19 protein-coding genes and 1 pseudogene are annotated in these 21,065 nt (G+C 61.5%); 9 read left to right on the top strand and 11 right to left on the bottom strand.

Features of this window, described 5'->3' with window-relative positions:
* Nucleotides 1-7 precede the first annotated feature (7 nt).
* Together AB8A23_RS13255 and AB8A23_RS13250 are read right to left on the bottom strand one after the other, a co-directional pair.
* On the bottom strand, nt 8-1,222 hold the full coding sequence (locus AB8A23_RS13255; protein ID WP_089265398.1) for an efflux RND transporter periplasmic adaptor subunit: 1,215 nt from the start codon (nt 1,220-1,222) through the stop codon (nt 8-10).
* 236 nt (nt 1,223-1,458) lie between these two features.
* A pseudogene (locus AB8A23_RS13250) lies at nt 1,459-1,694 on the bottom strand (SAM-dependent methyltransferase); the annotation flags it as partial.
* A gap of 167 nt (nt 1,695-1,861) precedes the next feature.
* Here AB8A23_RS13250 and AB8A23_RS13245 point away from each other — a divergent pair.
* Genes AB8A23_RS13245 through AB8A23_RS13235 form a run of 3 tightly spaced genes read left to right on the top strand, consistent with a single transcriptional unit; the run spans nt 1,862 to nt 4,358 of the window.
* A complete protein-coding gene (locus AB8A23_RS13245) occupies nt 1,862-2,872 on the top strand; it encodes a flagellar motor protein MotA (protein ID WP_089265399.1) in 1,011 nt (336 codons plus the stop codon).
* Nucleotides 2,873-2,875: 3 nt separating this feature from the next.
* Nucleotides 2,876-3,907: a peptidoglycan -binding protein gene (locus tag AB8A23_RS13240; RefSeq protein ID WP_089265400.1), complete on the top strand. Its 1,032-nt coding sequence runs from the start codon at nt 2,876-2,878 to the stop codon at nt 3,905-3,907.
* Nucleotides 3,908-3,911: 4 nt separating this feature from the next.
* Nucleotides 3,912-4,358, top strand: coding sequence for a GNAT family N-acetyltransferase (locus AB8A23_RS13235; RefSeq protein ID WP_439059507.1), 447 nt, complete (start codon nt 3,912-3,914; stop codon nt 4,356-4,358).
* Between the two features lie 21 nt (nt 4,359-4,379).
* Here the strand turns inward: AB8A23_RS13235 and AB8A23_RS13230 are convergent, their stop codons facing one another.
* Complete coding sequence (locus AB8A23_RS13230; RefSeq protein WP_439059508.1) at nt 4,380-6,242, bottom strand: ABC transporter ATP-binding protein/permease; 1,863 nt, start codon at nt 6,240-6,242, stop codon at nt 4,380-4,382.
* A 192-nt stretch (nt 6,243-6,434) separates the two neighbouring features.
* Here AB8A23_RS13230 and rpmE point away from each other — a divergent pair, with 192 nt between their 5' ends.
* Both rpmE and AB8A23_RS13220 read left to right on the top strand, forming a co-directional pair.
* Complete coding sequence (gene rpmE / locus AB8A23_RS13225; RefSeq protein ID WP_089265403.1) at nt 6,435-6,665, top strand: 50S ribosomal protein L31; 231 nt, start codon at nt 6,435-6,437, stop codon at nt 6,663-6,665.
* 179 nt (nt 6,666-6,844) lie between these two features.
* Nucleotides 6,845-7,468, top strand: coding sequence for a TetR/AcrR family transcriptional regulator (locus AB8A23_RS13220; protein WP_439059509.1), 624 nt, complete (start codon nt 6,845-6,847; stop codon nt 7,466-7,468).
* A gap of 67 nt (nt 7,469-7,535) precedes the next feature.
* Here AB8A23_RS13220 and AB8A23_RS13215 read toward each other — a convergent pair whose 3' ends face one another.
* From AB8A23_RS13215 to AB8A23_RS13200, 4 genes are all read right to left on the bottom strand, one after another.
* Nucleotides 7,536-8,369, bottom strand: a complete 834-nt coding sequence (locus AB8A23_RS13215) for a MipA/OmpV family protein (protein ID WP_439059510.1) — start codon at nt 8,367-8,369, stop codon at nt 7,536-7,538.
* Nucleotides 8,370-8,693: 324 nt separating this feature from the next.
* A complete protein-coding gene (locus tag AB8A23_RS13210) occupies nt 8,694-9,779 on the bottom strand; it encodes an acyltransferase family protein (RefSeq protein WP_439059511.1) in 1,086 nt (361 codons plus the stop codon).
* Nucleotides 9,780-9,865: 86 nt separating this feature from the next.
* Nucleotides 9,866-10,378 (bottom strand): protease adaptor protein RcdA, encoded by a 513-nt coding sequence (gene rcdA, locus AB8A23_RS13205; protein WP_439059512.1) that lies wholly within the window; start codon nt 10,376-10,378, stop codon nt 9,866-9,868.
* Between the two features lie 573 nt (nt 10,379-10,951).
* Nucleotides 10,952-11,143: a DUF1192 domain-containing protein gene (locus AB8A23_RS13200; protein WP_089265408.1), complete on the bottom strand. Its 192-nt coding sequence runs from the start codon at nt 11,141-11,143 to the stop codon at nt 10,952-10,954.
* Nucleotides 11,144-11,252: 109 nt separating this feature from the next.
* On the opposite strand from AB8A23_RS13200, the gene AB8A23_RS13195 reads away from it, so the two are divergent.
* Entirely contained in the window at nt 11,253-12,248 is a 996-nt protein-coding gene (locus tag AB8A23_RS13195) for an NAD(P)H-quinone oxidoreductase (protein ID WP_439059513.1), read from the top strand.
* A gap of 123 nt (nt 12,249-12,371) precedes the next feature.
* On the top strand, nt 12,372-15,248 hold the full coding sequence (locus AB8A23_RS13190; protein ID WP_439059514.1) for an EAL domain-containing protein: 2,877 nt from the start codon (nt 12,372-12,374) through the stop codon (nt 15,246-15,248).
* 39 nt (nt 15,249-15,287) lie between these two features.
* Here the strand turns inward: AB8A23_RS13190 and AB8A23_RS13185 are convergent, their stop codons facing one another.
* Nucleotides 15,288-15,926: a YqgE/AlgH family protein gene (locus AB8A23_RS13185; protein ID WP_068735119.1), complete on the bottom strand. Its 639-nt coding sequence runs from the start codon at nt 15,924-15,926 to the stop codon at nt 15,288-15,290.
* 154 nt (nt 15,927-16,080) lie between these two features.
* Here AB8A23_RS13185 and AB8A23_RS13180 point away from each other — a divergent pair, with 154 nt between their 5' ends.
* Both AB8A23_RS13180 and AB8A23_RS13175 read left to right on the top strand, forming a co-directional pair.
* Nucleotides 16,081-16,908, top strand: a complete 828-nt coding sequence (locus AB8A23_RS13180) for a protein-disulfide reductase DsbD domain-containing protein (protein WP_439059515.1) — start codon at nt 16,081-16,083, stop codon at nt 16,906-16,908.
* Nucleotides 16,909-17,022: 114 nt separating this feature from the next.
* Nucleotides 17,023-18,399, top strand: coding sequence for a flippase (locus AB8A23_RS13175; protein WP_439059516.1), 1,377 nt, complete (start codon nt 17,023-17,025; stop codon nt 18,397-18,399).
* Nucleotides 18,400-18,440: 41 nt separating this feature from the next.
* Here AB8A23_RS13175 and AB8A23_RS13170 read toward each other — a convergent pair whose 3' ends face one another.
* From AB8A23_RS13170 to AB8A23_RS13160, 3 genes are all read right to left on the bottom strand, one after another.
* On the bottom strand, nt 18,441-19,229 hold the full coding sequence (locus tag AB8A23_RS13170) for a 3-hydroxybutyrate dehydrogenase (protein WP_439059517.1): 789 nt from the start codon (nt 19,227-19,229) through the stop codon (nt 18,441-18,443).
* Nucleotides 19,229-20,425 carry a DUF3734 domain-containing protein gene (locus AB8A23_RS13165; RefSeq protein WP_320445204.1) on the bottom strand — a complete coding sequence of 399 codons (1,197 nt, stop codon included), beginning with the start codon at nt 20,423-20,425 and terminating at the stop codon, nt 19,229-19,231. Before AB8A23_RS13165 ends, AB8A23_RS13170 begins: the two co-directional genes overlap by 1 nt.
* A 110-nt stretch (nt 20,426-20,535) precedes the next feature.
* Nucleotides 20,536-21,045 (bottom strand): CAP domain-containing protein, encoded by a 510-nt coding sequence (locus tag AB8A23_RS13160; RefSeq protein WP_231079717.1) that lies wholly within the window; start codon nt 21,043-21,045, stop codon nt 20,536-20,538.
* Nucleotides 21,046-21,065: the final 20 nt, after the last annotated feature.

Raw genomic sequence — 21,065 nt, 5'->3', positions numbered from 1 at the left:
GATTTACTCAGGGACGCGCTTGAGTGGTTTTCTGCCCCTCGGGCGGAAGGCCCGCAGTGGCATTCGCGTCAGTCCAGGCGGTCGCCTTGACCTTGTCGCCAGCAGCGAATTTCTGGAAGCCCTCGACCACGACGCGCTCGCCGCCCTTCAGGCCTTCGGTCACGAACCACTGACCATCCTGCACGGCACCTGTTCGTACCATCTGGACCGCAACATGACCGTCATCCTTGACGACGAATACTTCGGCGCCGCCGCCGCCATTGCGCTGCACTGCCTGCTGTGGAACGGCAATGGCGTCGGTGTCGATGCCCTGCTCGATCTGCACGCGGACATACATGCCCGGTAACAGCTCACGCTTCGGGTTCGGAAACTCGCCGCGCAGCGTTACCTGACCCGTGAAGGTGTCGACCTTGGCTTCGGAGAACAGCAGCTTGCCCGGCAGCGAATAGAGCGTGCCGTCGTCAAGCATCAGTCTCACCTTGGCCGCGCCAGGCGCGATCCGCTCGAGATCGCCGGTCTCGAAAGAGCGGCGCAAGTTATTCAATTCGGACACCGACTGCGTGAAATCGGCATAGATCGGATCGAGCTGCTGAATGGTGGCGAGATTCGTATTGTCGTTCTGCGCAAGCAGCGCACCTTCGGTCACCAGAGCGGCTCCGACAATGCCGTCGATCGGCGCACGGATGGTTGCATAGTCCAGATTGAGGCGCGCACGCGCGACGTCGGCTTTCTTGGATGCAATCTCGGCTTCAGCCTGACGCTGCGCACCGACTGCTTTCTCGGCTTCGGCTTCGGAGACTGCTTTCTGCAGTGCAAGACCCGACACGCGCTTGGCCTGCATCGACGCGAGGTCATAGGCAGCTTCCGCCTTGTGAAGCGACGCCTTTGCGGACTGCAATTCCACCTCGAACGGCTTCGGATCGATGCGATACAGCGTGTCACCGGCCTTCACCTCGGTGCCCTGATGAAACGCGCGCTCGATGATAATGCCAGACACACGCGAACGCACATCGGCAACGCGCGTCGGCGCGATACGTCCGGGCAATTCGCGAACCAGCGCACGTCGCTGTTGCGTGACGGAAATGATGCTGACTTCAGGCTCGCTCACCTGCGGCGGCGCTGACGCCACCGCGTCCTTGGGTTCGTTGCATCCTGCGAGCACGGGCGCGAGTCCCGCCAGCAGAAGCGCGAAGCCTGCAGAGCGTGCGTTCAACATCGTCATTTACTTTGATATCCCAAGTTGCGAATTCGAACATGCATCAACGGATACGCCGGACCGCTGTGGTCTTCATGCGCGTAGCCGGATTTATCGAACTTCTTTGATAGCTTAGAATAAAAACCGCGGTGCTGCGGCGCAATACATATCGAGGCGGCGCATTGCCACACGGCCTATCGTATTGAACTCTCAAAGGCTTTTGAGGCTCACGCGAACGTGAATCGGATGGAACCGGCACACGCTTAATTAACGGCGGCCATTCGATAGTGGCTCACGCCCCATTCGCTTCCATCCGCATAGACAAACAAGCCTGTGGTCGCAGAAAGAACCAGCGCCAGCGCCGCATCCATATGCGGTATTGCGTCCATAGACCGGACGTAGGATGCGTTCGATCTCGTCGCGATGGCGATCGATTGTCGAGCCAGTCATTCGCCACGAGTGCGTAGCGCGTGCCGCTCCAGCGCCACTCCTTCTCCACAAACGGCTCAACAAAAAGGTCTTTTCTAAATACGCGGCAGATCGCGCCGGGTTTCAACTGGAAGTTCCCGGTGACATCACTGATTCCGGCGGTATCCGATCTTTTTTTGTCGCGGGGCTGTGCCATATTGCGCGTCGAACCTTTCCTCGCATGCAGATGATCAGCACATGGCGCCTGGCTCCTCCTCCCGCTCCGCGATGGAAATCGAACTGACCAAGCTCTCATCGCCCCGGATCTTCCTGGTCCGAATGCTGGTGTTTCTGGTGCTCTGCGGTCTGATCATGACCGTGCTCTACAAGCAGATCGTTCTCGCTTTCTTTGCCAATCCCGGGCTCAACGCGCTGATCGGCGCGGTATTGGCGATCGGCATTATCCTGTCGTTCCGGCAGGTCATCCGGCTCTACCCGGAAGTCTCGTGGGTCAACAGCTTTCGGATTTCCGATCCTGGCCTCGCGCTGGACCGACGCCCGACCCTGCTGGCGCCGATGGCTGCGATCCTCGGCGGCGAGCGTACCGGCCGTATGACCATCTCGCAGCAGACCATGCGGCATCTGCTCGATTCGATCGCGACGCGTCTCGACGAATCCCGCGACATCTCGCGCTATATGACCGGCCTCCTCGTATTTCTCGGGCTGCTCGGCACCTTCTGGGGCCTGATCGAGACCGTTGGCTCCGTCGGCAAGGTGATCGAAGGCCTCAAGGTCGGCGGCGATGCCGGCTCGCTGTTCGATACGCTGAAGGAAGGCCTCGCCGCGCCGCTCGCCGGCATGGGCATCTCGTTCTCGTCATCGCTGTTCGGCCTCGCCGGCTCGCTGATCCTCGGTTTCCTCGACCTGCAATCCAGCCAGGCCCAGAACCGGTTCTATACCGATCTGGAAGACTGGCTCGCCTCCACCGTGAAGGAATATTCCGGCGAGACAGCCCCCGTTACCTCATCTGGCACCCCGGCCGAGTTGCAGGATGCCATCGAGCGCCTGCGTCGCTCCATCGAGGACGGCAACAACAACCGTGGCACCACGACCGCCATGGCCAATCTCGCCGATGCGATCCAGAGCCTCGTCGCGCATATGCGCAGCGAGCAGGAGATGATCCGCGAATGGGCCGATGGCCAGGGCGAACAGAGCCGCGAGATCAAGAAGCTGCTGGAACACATCGCTCGCCAACCTGAGAAGAACTGATCCATGGCATTGGCACGCAATCGCCGCGGCTCTTCCGAATTCAATTACTGGCCGGGCTTCGTCGATGCGCTGTCGACGCTGGTGCTCGCAATCGTCTTCCTGCTGTCGATCTTCCTCGTCGTGCAATTCTATCTGTCGCAAGAAGTCACCGGCAAGGACAAGGCGCTGGAGCAACTCACCGCCAAACTGGCTCAGCTGAACGATCTGCTGTCGCTGGAGAAGCTCGGCAAACTCAATCTCGACGAGCAGCTATCTCAGATGCGCGCCGGGCTGTCCGCTGCGGAATCCGAGCGCGACCGGATCAAGGGCTTGTATGACGGCCTCGCCGGTGCGGGCTCCGATGCCGCAGGCCGCAACACCGAGCTCAACAAGGCGCTGGATTCCGAGAAGCAGCTTTCGGCCCGCGCGCTGGCGCAGGTCGAGGTGCTGAACCAGCAAATCTCGGCGCTGCGCCGCCAGCTCGCGGCACTCGAAGAAGCGCTGGAGGCGTCCGAGAAACGCGACAAGGAATCGCAGGGCCGCATCGTCGATCTTGGCCAGCGCCTCAACGTCGCACTCGCGCAGCGCGTTCAGGAGCTGTCGCGCTATCGTTCCGAATTCTTCGGACGCCTGCGCGCCATTCTCGGCAACCGCCCCGACATTCGCGTTGTCGGCGATCGCTTCGTGTTCCAGTCCGAAGTATTCTTCGATGTCGGCCAAGCGGCTTTGCTTCCCGAAGGCCGCGCCGAACTGGACAAGGTCGCCAGTGCCCTGATCGAACTCGACAAGCAAATCCCGGCCGAAATCGCCTGGGTGATGCGCGTCGACGGCCACACCGACTCGCGGCCGATCCTCAACAGCCCGCTGTTCAAATCGAACTGGGAACTGTCATCGGCGCGTGCGATCTCGGTCGTGCAATATCTGATCTCCCTCGGCGTGCCCGCACAGCGTCTCGTCGCCGCCGGCTTCGCCGAAAACCAGCCGCTGGATACGGCGCAAACCGAAGAAGCGTACAAGCGCAACCGCCGCATCGAACTCAAGCTTACCGAGCGCTGAGGGCATGCCTGAGGCATTCGAGCTGCGCCCCTATCGCGAGAGCGATGAAGATGCGTCCATCACCTTATGGCTGGAGACATGGCGGCAGGCCTATCCGTCGATTAATTTCGACGCCCGCGTCGACTGGTGGCGCAACCGATGGCGCACCGAACTGGTACCCGTAGCGCAGATCGTGGTTGCGGAGCAGGACGGCGCGCTGGTCGGCTTCGTCACTATCGACGGCACGGGTTATCTCGATCAGTTAGTGGTCAGCCCCGCTCAATGGGGATCCGATGTCAGCCGCGCGCTGGTCGACGACGCCAAACGACTATCACCCAATGGCGTGACGCTGAAGGTCAATGCCGACAATATCCGCGCAATCAAATTCTATATGCGTAACGGCTTCGTCAAAACGGGCGATGAAGTGAACACGTCAGGCCGTGCCGTCGACCTGATGGAATGGAAGCCGTAGCAAGCCTCCTATCGTCGACACTCACACCCCGAACTGCAGCCGCGCCAATCGTGCATAAAGCCCGTTCGCCGCGACCAGTGAGGCGTGCGTGCCCTGCTCGACGATGCGGCCATGATCCATGACGAGGATGCGATCGCAGGACAGCACGGTGGCGAGGCGGTGGGCGATCACCAGCGTCGTGCGGTGCTTCATCAGCTCTTCCAGAGCGGTCTGCACCAGCGTTTCGGATTCGGCATCCAGCGCAGACGTTGCTTCATCGAGCAGCAGCAGCGGTGCATCGCGCAGGATGGCGCGTGCGATGGCGATGCGCTGACGCTGGCCGCCCGAGAGCGTGACGCCCCGTTCGCCCAACTGCGCCTCGAATCCATCAGGCAGGCGGCGAATGAATTCCGTGGCATGCGCCAGCGATGCGGCATGCTCGACTTCGGCATCCGTCGCATCGGGACGACCGAAGCGGATGTTCTCGCGGGCGGTTGTAGCGAACACGACGGAGTCTTGCGGCACCAGTGCGATACGCTCGCGGAGCTCGCGCGGATCGGCATCACGGATTGGCACGCCATCGACCGAGATGGCGCCGCCCTTGGGATCGTAGAAGCGCAGCAGCAGATGAAACAGCGTGCTCTTGCCGGCGCCGGACGGGCCGACAATGGCGACCTTTTCGCCAGCCTTCACCGACAGCGACACGCCAGCGGACGACAGGATGTCCGGCCGGGTCGGATAGGCAAAGGAGACATTGTCGAACACGACGTCGCCGCGTGCGGGCTGCGGCAATGGCCGCGGCGATGCCGGGGCCACCACGGCGGATTTGACGTTGAGGATTTCGAACAGGCGCTCGGCGGCGCCTGACGCCGCCGAAATCTCGCCCCAGACTTCGCTGAGCTGGCCGAGGCTGGAGGCCGCGAAGGCCGCATAGAGCACGAACTGTCCGAGACGGCCGGGCGTCAACGAGCCTGTCAGAACATCGTGCGAGCCGACCCAGAGAATGCCCACGACACTGGAGAACACGATGAAGATGATGACCGCGGTCAGCACAGCGCGCGCACGGGTCGAGCCACGTGCGGCGTCATAGGCCTGCTCGACCTCCTTGCCGAAGCGCGCATTCGCCAACTGCTCATTGGTATAGGCCTGCACCGTACGGATCGAACCGACGAGTTCGCCGGCATAGGCCGAGGCTTCCGCCAGCGTATCCTGCGCGTTGCGCGACAGACGCCGCACCCAACGCCCGAAGGCCACCAGCGGGATCACGATCAGCGGGATCGCCGCGAGCACGAAGCCGGAGAGCTTGGGGCTAGAAACGACCATCATGGCTGCCGCGCCGAGAAACAGCACAAGGTTGCGCAACGCGATGGATACGGACGCGCCGACCGCAGACTTGATCTGCGTAGTATCGGCCGTGAGCCGCGACACCAGTTCGCCGGAGCGTGACGTATCGAAGAACGACGGCGACAGCGCGGTGAGATGCTGGAACACGTCGCGGCGCAGATCAGCGACGATGCGCTCGCCGATAGTCATGACGAGGTAGTAACGGGCCGCGCTGGCCAGCGCGAGCACGACCACCACAGCGATCATGACGCTGAAATAGTTGTTGATCATCGCGATGCCTTCGGGGCTGAAGCCGAAGTCGATCATCCGCCGTGCCGCCACAGGCACGACGAGGGTGGTCACAGCCGCAACGGTCAACGAAACCAGCGCCAGCAGCGCCCGGCCGCGATACCGCGCCACATAGGGCGCCAACGCCAGGAGCGGCCGCAATTTGGCTCGGCTGGGTGGTACCTGGGGCTCCACAACGGTATCCGCCAGCGACGGCTCCGGAAGCACCGGATCGGGCTGCGGAAGCGTCGGCTTGGCCGCGCGGGGGATCTCAAGCCGTTCGACTGCACTCATGATTTATAACCGTTCTTGTCGTTGCCCTGAGATAGGCCGGAGCGGGCCCCGAGGCAAATGACCTAGGTCAATTGCAGAGGCAATGATCCACGACGGGAGTCCTTGTCTCCCGCACGTTCCTGCGATATAGAGCGGCCAAATCCGCCATCGAAATCACAGAGATTCAGGCGCCGGCGCGCCGAAGGAACCGTCATGAAAGCCGAAATTCACCCGGATTATCATAACATTACGGTCGTTATGACCGATGGTACGGAGTATCAGACCCGTTCCACCTGGGGCAAGGAAGGCGACAAGCTGAACCTCGACATCGATCCGAGGTCGCACCCAGCCTGGACCGGTGGCACCACCCAGCTTCTCGACCGCGGTGGCCGCGTGTCGCGCTTCCAGAAGAAGTTCTCGGGCTTCCTCAAGAAGGAAGATTGATCTTCACAAGGAAGATCGGCCTTTCAGGCTTATCCGATTGCCTTTCAAAACGCCTCTGCAGCCAGCAGGGGCGTTTTTCGTTGCTGGCCGACATTGGCCATGGCGGTACCTTAAAACCGCCTCCGTTGCCCTCCCTATAAGGTGCGCCACATCATCTTGCGCGGGGGCGCAACGAGACCATGCCGACCAATACCGGGCACCACCGCAAGAAGCCGCGTCAGGCGCGCTCCGTTGCGACCGTGGGCATCCTCCTGGACGCCGCTGCCCTCGTGCTCGTCGATGAAGGATACGACCGGGCCACCACGAACCGGATTGCGGAGCGCGCCGGGGTCAGCATCGGATCGCTCTATCAGTATTTTCCAAACCGGGACGCGCTGTTCGGGGCCCTCCATGGCCGGACGGAAGCCCAAATGTCAGAAAATATCTGGCAGACCATTTCAGGATTCGAAGGGCTGGATCTGCGTGGATTCGTCCGCTCCGGTCTGAACACCGCGATCAGCCAGCATGCCCGCGTGCTGCCGCTGCTGAAGGTCTTGATGGAGACCGCCTCCGGCCGTCCCCCTGTTCAGTGGCCATTCGACCCCTTTCCGCAGCGGCAAGGCCTCTTGCGTGGCATGTTTGACAACCATGCCGACGAGCTACGCCCTGGCTTCAATCGCGAAGCCGGAAGTTTCTTCATTCCGAGAATGGTCGGCTCGGCACTCGATGCGGCGATCGCATTCCGTCCGGATGCCTTCGCCAATGGCGAGCTGGAACAGGAGCTGGATACGATGTTGTCGTACTATCTGATCGGGGAGCGCTAGAAGCGCAAGCCAGCAAGCGCGGTGTTTGCCCACGCTGCGCAGGCGCGCCGTGCTATCGCACGTCGTGCTAGCGCACGCCGACGTCGAACGAATAGGCCACGCCGACGCCGTAGGTGACCTGATTGGTCGACCCACGGAATTTCACCAGCGGACTGTCGGCGATGCTGCCGAGCAGCTTGTCATATTCGACATAGCCGCGCACTTCCCATTGCGGATCGAGCTTGTAGCGCAATTGCGCGCCCGCACCGACCGAACTCGAACCGCCCTTGGCGTCGTAAACCGGCAGGCCCGAGGCCAGTGCCTCGATATTGTTGACGCTGAAGTAAGTCTCCGCATACTTCGCATCCGTCACCCGGTAGCGTGGGCCGGCAGCAAAGGTCATCCGCTCGTTGATCGGCACAATCACGTCAGCCGAGAAATCCGCGACGATGCCTTCGTGGCCACCGAGACCGCGGCGCAGTTCGGAGCGTAGGCGCAGCCAGTCGAAGGCGTAGTATTCGGCGAAACCACCGAGTTCGACCGCGAAATCGACGTCCCTCAAACCGCGCAGCTCGCTGTGATCGGCGGCCTTGCGCGCTGCTTTATAGTTGCCGACGGGACCGGCGCGAAAGCCGCCCACGTCGATCAGGGCGAAGCTTGCATTGTCGCGCATGCTCTTGAAGCGGGCCGGCGTGCCGGCACGGCGAATCGAGATGATCGGCTTTGGCGCAAGTTCAGAACTCCCGGCGCCTTCGTAAGATGGCTGCATCTCGCCGCCGATCCCGACGGTCACGGTCCAGCCACCGGAGGCCGAGGGCACGAAGGGCACCGATGGCAGCATCACCACCGGATCAGCCGCAACCGCAACCGCCGGACAAGCCAACACACTAATGAGACCGAACAGACGGGGAGACAAAGACATCAGATTCCTACTTGGATCGGCGCGGAATTTCGGTGTGGCCGCGCTTCAATGCCACATCGTTGCGATTGCTCCCGTGCGACATGGAGTCACCGCAACAATGCGAAGATAGCTGGCGCGACGCCTCCTCCAAACTCGCATTGGCTCGGCATCAGAAGTGTAGCTCTCTGGCGAGAAACCCTATTCAGGCAAGGCTTTGCGATAAATGACGCTATGCCTGCGGCGTCATCGCTCACATTTCCGGGCAGCCTGGCAGTAATATCTGAAAGAATGGATCGCCGCCGTCTGCGGCATCGCGCCGCATTACCGACTTGATAGCCCCGATGCCTACGCCTTCACCGGCGCGTCGCTTCTCCGCGGGATGAATCGCTGCGTGACCCAGTTGCGGCCGGGCATTTCGACGAAGCGATAGCTCACTTCCGCCAGCGCCCAGATGATGGCGAAACAGACCAGCGATGCAGCGATATAGACAACCTCAGTCTGGCCTAAATGCCGCCAGGTCCTGATAGCGAAACTGACGAACAGCGGATGGATCAGATAGATCGAGTACGAGATGATGCCGAGCCGGTAGACCAGCGCGTTGCCGAACAGCAGTTGCGCTATCCGGCCATCACGCGAGAGCACCGCGACCAGCGGGATGTACAGCAGATACATCAAGCGATCGCTCGCATCGGCCAAACCGACGGCGATGATGGCGAGCGGAAGCGCGACGACCAGACCATCCTGCACGGTTGCCGACAGGCAATCGACGAGGCCACCAAAGCGGAAGATCGCAAGGCCCAGCGTGAAACCCGCCACCGCGCGCAGCAGCGGATAAAGCGAATTGCCGTTGACCACATCGAGCGGTCCGCCCGACCCGCGGCCACTGACGCTCACCGCATAGATGCCGAGCAGCGCCGCGATCACCGCAAATCCCGCGATCCATTTGCTCCAACGCTGGGTAAAGGCCATCAGGATCGGCAGCAGCAGATAGGAGCCCATCTCGGCGCTCGCCGCCCAGGCCACGCCGATGATCGGGAAAATGTAGAGACCCCAGCCGGTCATCATCAGCAGGTTGCCGGTCCAGTCCCAGGCTGAATACATCTCCAGCTTCTCGCCGGACAGACCGGCCGCGATCTTGGCCACATAGAACAGTCCGATAATGAAATAGGCCGGGTACAGCCGCGCGACCCGCTTCAGCATGAAATGCGCAAAGGCCTTGCCGGTGAGATGAAGGAACGCGTCGCGATAGGTCAGCGCCATCACATAGCCTGACAGCATGAAGAACAGGTCGACGAGCAAATAGCCGTAGGGAATGCGGAAGAATGAGCCGGTGCCACCGGTTGCGAGCTGCACGTCACCGAAATGATACACGACGATGACAGCGGCTGCGACGCCGCGCACCCCGGTCAATGCCCTGATATCGTCTGCCATCGCAAATGCCCCCGCTGCGCCTAGCTCATGTTTAGCGCATGAGCGGCGAGCGAGGAACAGCGTTCAGGAATGTGAGGGACGCGCGATTAGCGTTCGAACGCAGCCTTCAGGCGATTGAGCTGCGGCACCAGCGGATTGCCGATCGGCGCATGCGTGGTGGTCAAGGCATGGATCGAGATGTCGAGGCGACGAACCTTGGTCTGCAGCACCATCGAACGCGTGATCAGGATCTGCAGCTGCTCGGGCAGCTTGAGCAGCATTTCTTCCGGACTCGGATCGGCGGCGCTGAGCTTGACCTTGGTCTTTTCACGATTGGCCTGGGTCAACGTCATCTCGCCTTCCTTCACCGCACGGTGCAGCAGCAACCATGAGGCAAGCTGCATGAGGCGGGTGGTGAGGCGCATGCTTTCGGTGGCGTAAGTCAGGCTGACGGAGCGATCCAGTGCCTTGGCCTCGCTACGGCCGACGCCGTCGAGATAGGCCGCGGTCTCTTCGACCAGATCCATCCCCTCGCGAAACAAGGCGCCGAAGGCAGCAGAATTGGTCAGCCGCTCGCTAAACTGAACGAGAGCGGGTTCGCTGTGCAAACGATCCGACATAGTTAACGCCTCACGCAAATGGTTTCGCAGCCAGCTCTGAACGGCGGGCTTATGATGAACAAATCATTACGCGTGCGTGCGTGAGAGTCCAGCGGCGTAAAATTAAAGAAGTATTTATGGTTTCCAACGCGATTTAACGATCGCGGACGCCCCAAAAGAAGACATGAGTACCAAAAAAAGAGCCGCCGTTTCCGGCGGCTTTAAAGTTGATAACAGGGAGGCGTCAAACAGAGTGGACAGGAGCCACTCGGTGTCCAAACAAGGACAATTTAAGTAATATGCGAGAAAGCTTAATTGCGCGTAAATACGCGGGCTTTCTTCACGATCCGTTTGCCATGCGACGCCTCGCAAACTGTATCGGAATGAGACAATGTCGGGATCGCGACTGAGGAAGCGTCGGCGGTATTGCACAGGCCTCTCGTCCGCCATTGCGAGCAGAGCGAAGCAATCCAGTTTTCTTCGCGTATGGCTTCTGGATTGCCGCGTTGCTTCGCTAAGAGGAAAGCTGCAGGACAGCTTTCCTTCACCTCGCAATGACGGCAGAGAGCCGGGAGAGCGCCATTCAATAGCCCGTCACGATTTGAAAAAGCGATCCGCCGCATCGCGCGTCGCGCGCTTCAAGGTCATGCTCGATTGCAGCCGCGCGATCTCGCCATTGAGCAGCGCGATCCGCTCGGCGAGTTCCTCGACCGATAGCAGCGAGAGGTCCTGCCCGACCTCATGGCTGACCTTCTTCTTCGGTTTGTCGTCGTCGTCGATCGCCATTTGGGGCCCTCCCCGTCTCAAATTCGAATATGCACCGGATGTTGCCAGCATTGATCCGGCTGTTTAATCAGATGGCCAACCGACATCCCGTACGCCGCAAGGACAAATCATGGAAAAGCTGCCCACGCAAATGACCGTCGTTGGTATCAGCAAACCGGGTGGCCCCGAGGTGCTGATTCCCGAGACGCGCCCCGTTCCGAAGCCCGGTCCCAGCGAAATCCTGGTCAAGGTCGCGGCCGCCGGTGTGAACCGTCCGGACGTCGCGCAACGCTCCGGCGCCTATCCGCCACCGCCTGGCGCCAGCGATCTGCCCGGCCTCGAAATCTCCGGTGAAGTCGTCGCCCTCGGCGAAGGCGCCACCAAACACAAGCTCGGCGACAAGGTGATGTCGCTGGTCGCCGGCGGCGGCTACGCGCAATATTGCATCGCACAGGATGCGCAGGCGATGACGGTCCCCGAAGGCTTCTCGATGACCGAGGCCGGCGCCACCGCCGAAACCCTGATGACCGTCTGGCATAACGTGTTTGAGCGTGGCGGATTGCAGCCCGGCGAGACCGTGCTGATCCATGGCGGCTCCTCGGGCATCGGCACCATGGCGATCCAGCTCGCCAAGGCGCTAGGTTCCAAGGTGATCGTCACCGTCGGCTCCCAAGACAAGGTCGATGCCTGCCTCAAGCTCGGCGCCGATCACGCCATCAACTACAAGACCGAGGACTTCGTCGAACGCGTCAAGGAAATCACCAAGACCGGCGTCGAGCTGATCCTCGACATGGTGGGCGCGGATTATGTGGAGAAAAACTTCGATGCCGCCGCAGTCGATGGCCGCATCGTGCAGATTGCGGTGCTGAACGGCCCGAAGGCCACCATCAACGCCGCCAAGATCATGGTGAAGCGGCTGCACTATACCGGCTCGACTCTGCGCCCCCGCACCAATGCCGACAAGGCCGCCATGGTCAGGGCAATCGAGGCCAATGTCCTGCCGCTGCTCAAGTCTGGCAAGGTTAAGCCCCTGATGGACAGCACTTTCCCGCTGGAAAAGGCTGCGGACGCGCACAAACGCATGGAAACCAGCGCACATATTGGCAAAATTGTGTTGGTCGTTTAGGGCTGGAGAACAGCCGGAAACCCTTTGATTTATCTCGCTTTCATGTCATTTATCGCGCGTCGGGAAATGGCCCTGCTTCTGCGTGACGCAGGGTCGATGTTTTGTTGATCGCGGAGAATGACATTGCGTTTGATCAGGTGGCTCGCGCCGCTCGCGCTCGGCCTGATGATTGTTGTTGCCGCAGCACCGGCACAGGCTGTTGACGCTGTCAGCGTCCGCGGTGACGCGCCTGCGATCGATCTCACTGGCATCCTCGAATATCAGCATAGCGACACCGACCGCATCCAGGTCTCCACCGCACCCGGCACCGACGGCATCGTTCGCCGCATCGAGGTGCGTGGCCGCGAAGCCGGTCAGAACTGGGTGGTGTTCGCGCTCGCCAACAACACCGACGATCAGCTCGATCGTTTGATCGTCGCGCCGCATTATCGCATCGTGTCGTCCGGCCTCTTGTGGCCCGATCTTGGCCTCTCGCGCATTGCGACGATCACGCCGTCGACCGGCGACCGTCCGGAACGTCAGGATAGCGCCACCGCAGATATATTCCGCGTCACCCTCGATCCCGGTGCCGTCATCACCTTCGTCGCCGAACTGCGCACCAACAAGCTGCCACAGCTCTATCTGTGGGAGCCGGAAGCCTACAAGGACAAGGTCAACTCCTTCACACTGTACCAAGGCATCGTCATCGGCATCTCCGGCCTACTGGCACTGGTGCTGACGATCCTGTTCGTCGTGAAGGGCAGCATCATGTTCCCGGCCGCCGCGGCGCTGGCCTGGGCTGTGCTGGTCTATATCGGTGTCGACTTCGGCTTCTGGGGCAAGGTGCTCGACATGTCCCAAGGCGCCGAGCGCGTCTGGCGCGCCTCGGGAGAAGCGATCCTGGCGGCGACGCTGCTGGTGTTCCTGTTTGCTTATCTCAATCTCAGTCGATGGCATGTCCGCTACTCGCACATCACGCTAGGCTGGCTGGCTTTCCTTGGCTCTCTCGTAGGTCTGGCGCTGTTCGATCCTGCCGTCGCCTCAGGTATCGCGCGCATCTCGCTGGTGCTCATCGCCTTCGCCGGCTTCGCGCTGATCGTCTATCTCTCCACCCATGGCTTCGACCGCGCGGTGTTGCTGATCCCGACCTGGTTCCTGCTCGTGGTCTGGGTCGTTGCCGCGGGCATGACCGTCGCCGGCAGCGTCACCAATGACATCGTCGGCCCGGCGCTGCTCGGCGGCCTCGTACTGATCGTGATGCTGATCGGTTTCACGGTGATGCAGCATGCTTTCGCAGGCGGCGGCGCCACCAACGGCATCGTCTCGGACGTCGAGCGCCGTGCGCTGGCGCTGACCGGCTCCGGCGATCTGATCTGGGACTGGGACGTCTCCGCCGACAAAGTGTTCACCTCGCCCGAGACCGAAGCGCTGCTTGGCCTCAAGCGCGGCACACTGGAAGGCCCTGCCGCAAGCTGGCTCGAAGTGCTCCACCCGCTCGATCAGGATCGCTTCCGGGCGGCGCTGGACAGCGTGCTCGACCAGCGTCGCGGCCGCCTCGTGCAGGACTTCCGCCTGCGCACCCCCGACGGTCACTTCATGTGGTTCGCGCTGAAAGCACGCCCGGTGGTTGGCTCCGACGGCGAAGTGTCACGCGTGGTCGGCACCCTCACCGACGTCACCGAGATCAAGAACGCCGAAGAACGCATGCTGCACGACTCGGTGCACGACAATCTCACCGGTCTGCCGAACCGCAAGCTGTTCATCGACCGCCTCAACGCCGTCGCGAATTTCTCCAAGACTGTGCCGACCATGCGGCCGACCATCATGGTGATCGATCTCGACCGCTTCAAACAGGTCAACGATTCCGTTGGCATCGCCGTCGGCGACTCGATCCTTCTGACGCTGGCCCGCCGCCTCACCCGCATCCTCAAGCCGCAGGACACCCTGGCCCGCCTCGCCGGCGATCAGTTCGGCCTGATCCTGATGTCCGAACAGGACGCGGCCAAGATCACCGCCTTCGCCGAAACCATCCGCAAGACCATCCGCGCCCCGATTGCCTTCAACGATCGCGAGATCTTCCTCACGGCCTCGATCGGCCTGGCGCTTTCTGATCCAGCTGTGCCCCTGACCGACGAGCTCATCAAGGACGCCGAGCTCGCGATGTATCATTCGAAGCGGATCGGTGGCGACCGTATCGACGTCTACAAGCCGGCAATGCGCGCCCGCAAAACGGATCGTCTGACGCTCGAATCCGAACTGCGCCGCGCCATCGAGCGCCAGGAAATCACCATCCTGTATCAGCCCATCGTGCGGCTGGAAGATCGCTCCATCGCCGGCTTCGAGGCGCTGGCGCGTTGGGATCATCCGAAGCTCGGCCGGATGTCGCCGTCGGAATTCATCGCGGTCGCCGAGGAGATCGGCCTGATCATCGATCTCGGCATGTTCGTGATGGATCAGACCGCACGCCAGCTCGCGATCTGGCAGCGCGCGATGCGCTCGCGCGAACCGATCTTCGCCAGCGTCAACGTCTCCTCGCGGCAACTGCTGCGCCACGACCTCCTGCATGACATCCGCACCGTGCTGTCACGCTCGTCCGTCGCGCGCGGCACACTGAAGCTCGAACTCACGGAATCGCTGGTGATGGAAAATCCGGAACATGCAGCGCAGATGCTGCACCGGATCCGCGAACTCGGTACGGGTCTTTCGCTCGACGATTTCGGCACCGGCCACTCGTCGCTATCCTATCTGCAGCGCTTCCCGTTCGACACGTTGAAGATCGACCAATCCTTCGTCCGCACCACCTCGCGCGGCACCCGCCCGGTAATCCTCAAATCCATCATCGCGATGGCCCACGATCTCGGCATGGACGTCGTCGCTGAAGGCGTCGAGACAGATTCGGATGCGGTGGAGATGTATCAGCTCGGCTGCGAATACGCCCAGGGCTTTGCCTTCGGCGAGCCGATGGATGCGGATGCGGCGATGCGCATGCTGACAGAAGAACGATTGGAAGCAGCGAGCTAAGGTGAGCCGCGTTAGGCTTGCTGCGAGTCGCGCTAGCGCTCACGCGTGGCCGGCCTCGGCCGACAACATCCCCGGGGCGATCCCGATCTTCTGCAGCGCGCGAAGATACTTCTCCTCAACATCACCGCCGAAGATGAGATCCTCATCAGCTGCGCAATGCAGCCAGCCGTTGCCCTGGATTTCGTCTTCCAACTGGCCCGGCGCCCAGCCGGCATAGCCCAGCGCGAGAATCGCGTGCTTGGGTCCACCGCCATTGGCGATGGCGCGCAGGATATCCACGGTCGCGGTGAGGCAGACGCCATCATCGATCGGCAATGTCGCGTCCTTGATGAAGAAATCGCTGGAATGCAGCACGAAACCTCGGCCGGTCTCGACCGGACCGCCCTTCAGCACTTTCATGCTTTCGGCGCTTTCCGGGAGCTTGATGCTGTCGGACTTTTCAATGATGTCCAGTTGAACCAGCAATTCGGGAAAATCGATGCTCCCCGCAGGCCGATTGACGATGATGCCCATGGCACCTTCCGACGAATGCGCGCAGACGTAAATCACCGAACGGGCGAAGCGCTCGTCTTCCATCACAGGCATGGCGATCAGCAACTGCCCGTCGAGGTAGTTGCCAGTGTCACCGGCGCTGGATTTCGCGCGGCTTTTCCGGGGGCGCTTGCGAGTGGGTTCCATCAGCAAACCGCTCTCATTTCGTTGCCTATCCTGATATTGGGTCTGGGTTCTGTCAATCAGCCTTCCGCAACGCATACGAAAACCGGATCACAAGCAGTTCAATAGCTTAAGACAGGTTTGGCTTTATGACAGGCCCACCCTGTAAGGACGCCCGATGACCGCATCTGTTCCGCACCACATTGTCGCTGTCTGCGCCGCGGGCCTGCTCCTCACCTGCAGCGCGCAGGCGGAGGACACCTCACCTTGGCAGATAGACAGTCATTCGCAGATCAGGCTTGTGGCAGGCTCGCGTAGCGGGCCGGTAATGCTGGGAGGCATCGCGATCCAGCTGCAGCCCGGCTGGCACACCTATTGGCGGAATCCCGGTGATTCCGGGGTACCGCCCCGCTTCGATTTCTCCAAATCGGAGAACCTGGATACCGTCACCATCCTGTGGCCGGCGCCGAAAAAATTCGAGGATGGGGCCGGTGGCCTATCGCTGGGCTATGTGAAACAGGTGGTGCTGCCGATGCGGGTGATCGCCAAGGACCCCGGCAAGCCGGTGATTCTCCGTGCGGCGATCAATTACGCGGTCTGCGACAAGCTCTGCATCCCGGTCGACGCCAATGCCGAACTCGCTTTTACCAGCGTGGCCAGCACTGAAGACGGCGCGCTGACCGCGGCGCTCGATACCGTGCCGAAGCCCGCGACCATGGGCGACACCAGTCCGCTGACGGTGCGCGACCTCAAGCGCGAGGGCAAGAATGTGTTCGTTGACGTCGTGGCGCCCGAAGGCAGCGAACCCAACCTGTTCGTCGAGGGCCCGACGCCGGAATGGGCGCTGCCAATCCCCAAACTCGAGGCCAAGAGCCCGCCGGGCGTGAAGCGCTTCAGCTTCGAACTCGACGGCGTGCCGCCCGGCGCCACGACCGATGGCGCCGCGGTGAAACTGACGCTGGTCGGCAGCGACCGCGCCTATGAATTCAACGTCAACCTGCCCTGATACCGCTGGCGCGTGACCTGTTGCGCGCAACCTGTACATCTCCGTCCAACCGGATGTTAACGACTGCTTGCTACGCCAGACCGCTGCCGCACGCCTGCGGCTGAGGACCTTGTCGTGGCCGTGATGGACGCAGACTCCGCACCCGCAAGCGAGCCCGTCGGCCTCAAGGCCAGGCTACGCGCCCTGTTCACCGGCTCAGGCGAAGCCTCGCTGACGCGCCGCCTCGCCGGCACGATCTTCCTCATCCGCATGATCTCGGCCGGCCTCGCTTATTTCTCGCAGATCCTGCTGGCGCGCTGGATGGGCACGTCGGACTACGGCATCTATGTCTATGTCTGGACCTGGGTACTGCTGCTCGGCTCGATGATGGATTTCGGCATCGCCGCTTCAGCCCAGAAGATCATCCCGGAATATCGCGCCAGCGGCGATCACGCACGGCTGCGCGGCTTCCTCTCCGGCAGCCGCTGGATGACCGGTATCGTCTCGGTGATGGTCTCGCTCCTGCTCGCTGGCCTCGTCAAGCTCATCTCGCCGTGGATCGACGCCGACACGGTGGTGCCGCTCTATCTCGGCTGCCTGACGCTGCCGGCCTTCGTCGTTGCCAACACGCAGGATGGTATCGCGCGCTCCCATGACTGGATGCGCCTCGGCCTAATGCCGCAATTCATCATCCGCCAGGCGCTCATCATCGGCTTCACCGCCGGCGCCTTCGCACTGGGCTTTAAGCTTGGTGCGACCATCGCAATGCTGGCCAGCGTCGCGGCAGTATGGGTTGCGATGATCGGCCAGATGATCGTACTCAATCGCCGGCTTCACACCCATATCGAGCCCGGCCCGAAGGCCTATGACTATCGCGGCTGGCTCGCAGTGTCGTTGCCGATCCTGCTGGTCGAGAGCTTCTATCTGCTGCTGTCCTACACCGACGTGCTGGTGCTGCAGCAGTTCGTCTCATCTGACGAAGTCGGTGTGTATTTCGCCGTCGTAAAAACCTTGGCGCTGGTGTCGTTCATTCATTACGCGATGTCGGCGACGACGGCGCATCGCTTTACCGAATATCACGCGGCCGGCGACAAGGATCGTCTTGCCGCTTACGTCACCCACGCGATCAAATGGACATTCTGGCCGTCGCTCGCGGCGACGCTGGTCCTGCTCGCTCTGGGCAAGCCGCTGCTATGGCTGTTCGGTCCGCAATTCACCAGCGGCTACGACATCATGTTCATCGCAGCCATCGGCCTCGTGGTGCGCGCCGCAATCGGTCCCGTCGAGCGGCTGCTCAACATGCTCGGTCACCAACATATTTGCGCCGTGGCCTACGCGTCGGCTTTCGTGATGAACCTGGTGCTGTGTCTCGTGTTGGTGCCGAAATTCGGCGGCCATGGCGCCGCCGCGGCAACGTCGATCGCGCTTACATTCGAGACGATCCTGCTGTTCTGGATCGTGCGACAGCGGCTTGGACTGCACGTGCTCGCCTTCGGAAAGCAAGGCGCCTAGCAACCTCCCCCTGCAAAGCAGGAGGAGGTCAGGAAGCAAACTTATTCCGCCGTCCAACCGCCATCGATCGACAGATTGGTGCCGGTGATCTGCGCCGCATCGTCGCCGCACAGAAACAGCGCCAGGGCCGCGACCTGTTCGGACGTTACGAATTCCTTGGTCGGCTGCGCTTCCAGCAGGACGTCGTTGATGACCTGCTCTTTGGTCAGTCCGCGCGCCTTCATGGTGTCGGGGATCTGTTTCTCCACCAGCGGCGTCCAGACATAGCCGGGCGAGATACAGTTGCAGGTGATCTTGTGGGTCGCGACTTCCAGCGCAACGGTCTTGGTCAGGCCGGCAATGCCGTGCTTGGCAGAGACATAGGCCGACTTGAACGGCGAGGCGACCAGCGAATGCGCCGAGGCGGTGTTGATGATGCGGCCCCAGCCGCGCTTTTTCATGCCGGGCACGGCGGCGCGGATGCCGTGGAAGGCCGAGGAGAGATTGATGGCGATAATCGCATCCCACTTCTCGATCGGGAATTCCTCGATCGGAGACACAAACTGGATGCCCGCATTGTTGACGAGAATATCCACCGATCCATAGGTCTTCTCGCCGAGCGCGATCATTTCGGCAATCTCGGCCGGCTTGGTCATGTCCGCTGGCGAATGGATCGCCTTGACCTTGAAGTCGCTCTCGATCGCCGCGCGTTCCTTCTCTATGTCAGCAGGCACGCCCATGCCGTTGATCACGATATTGGCGCCAGCGCTCGCGAAAGCGCGCGCATAAGCGAGGCCGATGCCGCTGGTCGAACCGGTGACGACGGCGGTCTTGCCCGTGAGATTAGCCATTACTTGCTCCTGTTGGACGTCAAATGCTGCGGGAGGTCATTGTAGTCGTCGGCGGTGAGCGCATGCGTCACCATCGATTCATCGGATTGCGGCCGCTCGAACCAGTCCTTGTGGCGCATCGAGAGGAACACATCGCGCTCGCCGGCGCCCCAGTGTTCGACCATGCCGATGCGCGAGAAATTGTAGTCCTTCGACGACGACTCGTAATTCTTGCTCGTATAGATCAGATGCACCACCGTGACGGTATTTTCCTTCGCGGCTTCCGACAACAGCGCCACTCCGGGATCCTGCTTCAGTTCTGCCGGCAATTTACCAATCAGATCACGCAGCGCCTTGCGGATGTTGTGGATCTTCTTGTTCTTGTCGGTATTCATGCGGGTGCGGCTGGAATAGCGAATGTCCTTTTCGCGTTCCTGCGCTTCCAGGATCGACTGCGGCAATGGCCCGCGCGCGCTGAACAGATCGACCTGAAAGATCAGTAGATCGCTGGTGACGTCATCCAGTACGAAATCCAGCGGTGTGTTTGAGGCGATGCCGCCATCCCAGAAATGCTCGCCATCGATGACGATCGAGGGAAACCCCGGCGGCAACGCACCGGAGGCCATGATGTGCTCGGGCTCGATCCTTTTGCGATCTTTCTTGAAGAGCGTGTTGTCGAAATAAGTGAAGTTGCCGGTGGTCACGCTCACCGCGCCGACACTTAACCGGGTCTTGCAATCGTTGAGACGATCAAAGTCGACCAGCCGCTCCAGCGTCGCCTTCAGCGGCGCGGTATCGTAAAAGCTCTGCGACTGCGGACTGCCGGGCGGCCACAGTGGTGCTGGTGGAATCCGCGGCACGAAAAAGCCTGGCACGCCGAATGTAGCAATGACAGCGGCGCCTGCCTCGTAGAAATAAGAGCGCGCGCGATCATCCGTCAGCATCGGGCTCCAGGGGACCGGCGATGCCGCCATCTCCCAGAATTCTTTGAGCTTGCCAATCCGCTTGTCGCGCTCGTTGCCTGCGATGATCGCCGCGTTGATGGCGCCGATGGAGATGCCTGCCACCCATTCCGGCTCGAAATCATGATGACACAGCGCCTCGTAGGCGCCGGCCTGATAGGAGCCGAGCGCGCCGCCCCCTTGCAGCACCAGGACGCGCTTGGCTTCGGCGGGTTTGCTGGCAGCGTTGGATTGAGGCTGATCGGACATATCCATGGGACCACTCGATCCTGTCGGCGACGGGAACCGTACCGTGGCGTCCCCTTGCGGCGACGTCAATCTCGGATGGTGCGGAGCACCATCACGCTTCGGCTATCTGCAAAGGCTTATTTGGAATCCGTCGAAGCCAGGATCATGGTCCAGAACACCTTGTATTTGGTGTTGGGAGCATAGATCGCGGCAATACCCAGTTTTGTGACACCGGACTTCAGCATATTGGCTCGGTGGGGCGGCGAGTCCCGCCAGCCAGAAAAGGCCTCAGCCATAGTGTGATAGCCGGCCGAGACGTTCTCGACCGCCAGAGTCGCCGGATAACCGCCGGCATTCAGACGCTTGGCCAGCGGCGCCTTGACGTCGTGATCGAGCTTGTTCCGTTTCGCCATGGCAGTGGACTGGTCTTCCGCCAGCGCCATCAATGCGGGATCGACCACTACCGGACCGAGGCCATTGTTCTGCCGGTACAGTGAGATCATCGAGGCTGCGGCCACCGGATCGAGCTTGGCGCCACCATTGGCCATGCTGAGATACATGGTGGGCTGGTCCGGCACAGTATCGACGGTCCCCGCGCACCCTGCCAGCAACAGAAATCCCAGACTGGCCAGAGCCACCCGCTTCATCGGCAATCCCCCAAATCTAA

Origin of the sequence: Tardiphaga sp. 619_E2_N8_4, from assembly GCF_051810905.1 — a bacterium.
GTDB classification, from domain to species: domain Bacteria; phylum Pseudomonadota; class Alphaproteobacteria; order Rhizobiales; family Xanthobacteraceae; genus Tardiphaga; species Tardiphaga robiniae.
This window is presented reverse-complemented; position numbering and strand designations above follow the sequence as displayed.

What these genes read in the sequence shown, in the direction of transcription:
- AB8A23_RS13255 (WP_089265398.1), bottom strand. Translation starts at nt 1,222, where the DNA reads ATGACGATGTTGAACGCACGCTCTGCAGGCTTCGCGCTTCTGCTGGCG.
- AB8A23_RS13245 (WP_089265399.1), top strand. Translation starts at nt 1,862, where the DNA reads ATGGCGCCTGGCTCCTCCTCCCGCTCCGCGATGGAAATCGAACTGACC.
- AB8A23_RS13240 (WP_089265400.1), top strand. Translation starts at nt 2,876, where the DNA reads ATGGCATTGGCACGCAATCGCCGCGGCTCTTCCGAATTCAATTACTGG.
- AB8A23_RS13235 (WP_439059507.1), top strand. Translation starts at nt 3,912, where the DNA reads ATGCCTGAGGCATTCGAGCTGCGCCCCTATCGCGAGAGCGATGAAGAT.
- AB8A23_RS13230 (WP_439059508.1), bottom strand. Translation starts at nt 6,242, where the DNA reads ATGAGTGCAGTCGAACGGCTTGAGATCCCCCGCGCGGCCAAGCCGACG.
- rpmE (WP_089265403.1), top strand. Translation starts at nt 6,435, where the DNA reads ATGAAAGCCGAAATTCACCCGGATTATCATAACATTACGGTCGTTATG.
- AB8A23_RS13220 (WP_439059509.1), top strand. Translation starts at nt 6,845, where the DNA reads ATGCCGACCAATACCGGGCACCACCGCAAGAAGCCGCGTCAGGCGCGC.
- AB8A23_RS13215 (WP_439059510.1), bottom strand. Translation starts at nt 8,369, where the DNA reads ATGTCTTTGTCTCCCCGTCTGTTCGGTCTCATTAGTGTGTTGGCTTGT.
- AB8A23_RS13210 (WP_439059511.1), bottom strand. Translation starts at nt 9,779, where the DNA reads ATGGCAGACGATATCAGGGCATTGACCGGGGTGCGCGGCGTCGCAGCC.
- rcdA (WP_439059512.1), bottom strand. Translation starts at nt 10,378, where the DNA reads ATGTCGGATCGTTTGCACAGCGAACCCGCTCTCGTTCAGTTTAGCGAG.
- AB8A23_RS13200 (WP_089265408.1), bottom strand. Translation starts at nt 11,143, where the DNA reads ATGGCGATCGACGACGACGACAAACCGAAGAAGAAGGTCAGCCATGAG.
- AB8A23_RS13195 (WP_439059513.1), top strand. Translation starts at nt 11,253, where the DNA reads ATGGAAAAGCTGCCCACGCAAATGACCGTCGTTGGTATCAGCAAACCG.
- AB8A23_RS13185 (WP_068735119.1), bottom strand. Translation starts at nt 15,926, where the DNA reads ATGGAACCCACTCGCAAGCGCCCCCGGAAAAGCCGCGCGAAATCCAGC.
- AB8A23_RS13180 (WP_439059515.1), top strand. Translation starts at nt 16,081, where the DNA reads ATGACCGCATCTGTTCCGCACCACATTGTCGCTGTCTGCGCCGCGGGC.
- AB8A23_RS13170 (WP_439059517.1), bottom strand. Translation starts at nt 19,229, where the DNA reads ATGGCTAATCTCACGGGCAAGACCGCCGTCGTCACCGGTTCGACCAGC.
- AB8A23_RS13165 (WP_320445204.1), bottom strand. Translation starts at nt 20,425, where the DNA reads ATGGATATGTCCGATCAGCCTCAATCCAACGCTGCCAGCAAACCCGCC.
- AB8A23_RS13160 (WP_231079717.1), bottom strand. Translation starts at nt 21,045, where the DNA reads ATGAAGCGGGTGGCTCTGGCCAGTCTGGGATTTCTGTTGCTGGCAGGG.